The 2407-nt window shown below is 32.2% G+C and carries 2 protein-coding genes; both read right to left on the minus strand.

Features of this window, described 5'->3' with window-relative positions; all coding sequences use genetic code 11:
* Nucleotides 1-398, minus strand: a 398-nt coding sequence (locus tag DMC01_RS12205) for a hypothetical protein (RefSeq protein ID WP_142694459.1), incomplete at its 3' end; no start/stop codon positions are given.
* The coding region (locus tag DMC01_RS13995; protein WP_221887165.1) for a DUF5675 family protein at nucleotides 391-2407 on the minus strand (2017 nt) is incomplete at its 5' end. The genes DMC01_RS12205 and DMC01_RS13995, both read right to left, overlap by 8 nt.

Genomic DNA, 2407 nt, shown 5'->3' on the forward strand with positions numbered 1-2407 from the left:
TGAATTTTAGTAAAATTTGCCCTTGATAAAAGCTCTTTGACAAAGTCATAGTTTATATCATAAGAAAGCCTTAAAAAGCTTAGCTGTCTTGGCATAGAAAAATCATCATTAGAAAGTGTTTTTTCGAAGTCCTTACTATAAAGCAAGGCATAGTTTAGATAGGGATTGTTTTCAGGGAAAAAGATTAAATCAATGTTTTTATTATATTTTATATCAAAGCTCCAAGAGATGCGAAGCTTGCCTTTGAGGGTTAGGGTGGTGCTTATTTGTTTGAGCTGTTCATTTTCACCGTCTAAATATTTCATATAATCTAAAAATATATAGCTCATTTGCTGATCTATTAGATCTGGACTTCTTTCATTTTTAAAAGATATAATATCAATGTATTTTTTATTCACTCTGCACCTCTTGTTTGATCTTATTTATGATGACTATGTTAAGATTTGAAACCAATGCCTCTTTATGAAAGTATTTTTTCATAAAGGAGCTATTATCATTAAAGGTATTGGCTAGGTTTTGCGTAGCCATTTTAGAACTAACTAAGGTATATAATTGCTTATCATATGCATTGCCTATTAACAAGCAGCCATCAGAATTTTTGGCTGTATTGCCAATATGAATTAAAATAGCCCTACCCTTTGAAACATAAGAATTAAAAAGCTTTAAAACACCCTTCATACTTCCATCATTCCACATAAGATCATATCTTCCCTCTGGCACTCTTAATTTTAACTCCCCACCTATGCTATCAGGCCCTGGTCTTTCTAAGATATAAGCATAGTTTTTATCATCATTTGGCAAGGAAAGGGGATTAAAAAGCTCATATGCACTTATGGTTTTTGCCTCATTAAGGCTTGATCTTATAAGCTCAATATCCTCTTCTTTTAGCTTTTTTCCAAAAAATTCACCCAAAGAAATAAGAGCACTAAGCTCTTCTTCTGTAAGATCATAAATTAAATGACTTTCTATGAAGTTACCATTCCTATCCACTCTTTTGCCGTCTAAATATATATTCATCTTACTTAAAGTTGATTCAGTGCTTTCTTTAAACCTTTCAATTAAGATTAAAATGCGTTTTTGATATTTAACTGTGAGGGGTATATGTAGTGAGGCTTTTTGTGCTAAACTTTTAGCCAAAAGCTCAACAAGATCTAAATCTTGATTTGCTAGTAGTTGTATATTATAACTTGGCTCATTAAGCATAAAGATTCTTGGCAAACTAAGATGACTTATGCAGTTTTTATCATCATAAATTTCTATTTTTTGTATGTATTTTTTTCTTAAAAAATCTTCTTGTCTTAGTCTGATAAAATAATTCCCTTCTTTTAAGGGCTTTGTGTTATCCTTTTTATGTAAATTCTCATCATAATAAAAGCTTTTTTCCTTGCTTAAAGGCAGAGCAAATTTCTTTCTTTGTTTATTTTCCTTACTATCTTCTTTTAAATTATCCAAGGCCTCGCCACTTCTTGCCTCCCACTGTTTTATAAGCCTTTCATTTTCTAAAAACTGCAAACTTTGTCCGTCAAATTCAAGCCTAAATCTTGTTTTTATTATTTTTAGTTCTATTGAAGTTATGCGATCTGCTTTTACTACTTTGCTAGCTCCTGTTCCTTTATCATCATACACACGGTAAGCATTGTCTTTTGTATCAGTGCTTAAATTTATCCCAAGGCTTTCATCGTAAGCAAAGAAGATTATATTTTTGTTTATGAGTTTGCTTTGTGTTTCTTCTTTTATTTCTTCTTTAGCCCTCTCTTCTTTGCTTGATTCTTTTTTAGCCCTTTCTTCGCTGTTTGATTCTTTGTCCGTTCTATCTTCTTTATTTGTTTCTTTCTTATCTTCTGTCTTTATTTCCTTGCCAGTATTCTCTTCTTTATTTGATTCCTTGTTGGCATATTCTGCTTGTTTTGTTTCCTTGTTAGCCTCATATTCTTCCTTTGCTTCTTTTTCAGCCTCATCTTCTTTCTTTGAATTTCCAAGCAAATCCTCATCAAACAAAGAACTAAGCTTTAATTTCAAAAGATCTCCACAAACACCCTCTAACTCCACATAGCCCCTTGGGATAAAGCTTAATCTTTCGTCTTTGTTTGCGAGATTTATACTGGCTTCTTTCTTGCCAAGGGACTCAAAGGCTTTGTTTCTGCCTTTCTTATATGTCCCATCTACTATCTTAAAAGCCCAGCGAATATTATCGCTATTTTGTGTGCTAAGATCTATATCCTTGCTTATGTTTCCTTGTTGGGCAAGAATATTGGTGGGTTTTTCATTACTAGCATATACCTTGTTTTTATTTTGTGCCACATAAACTTTTTGCTCCTCATAAACAAAGGCTTTAAGCATTATTTCTTGCTCTAAATCTATGGTGTAAATCTCATTTTGTGAATTTGACAAGCTATCTTTATCATCA

The organism is Campylobacter troglodytis, from assembly GCF_006864425.1.
GTDB classification, from domain to species: Bacteria; Campylobacterota; Campylobacteria; order Campylobacterales; family Campylobacteraceae; genus Campylobacter_D; species Campylobacter_D troglodytis.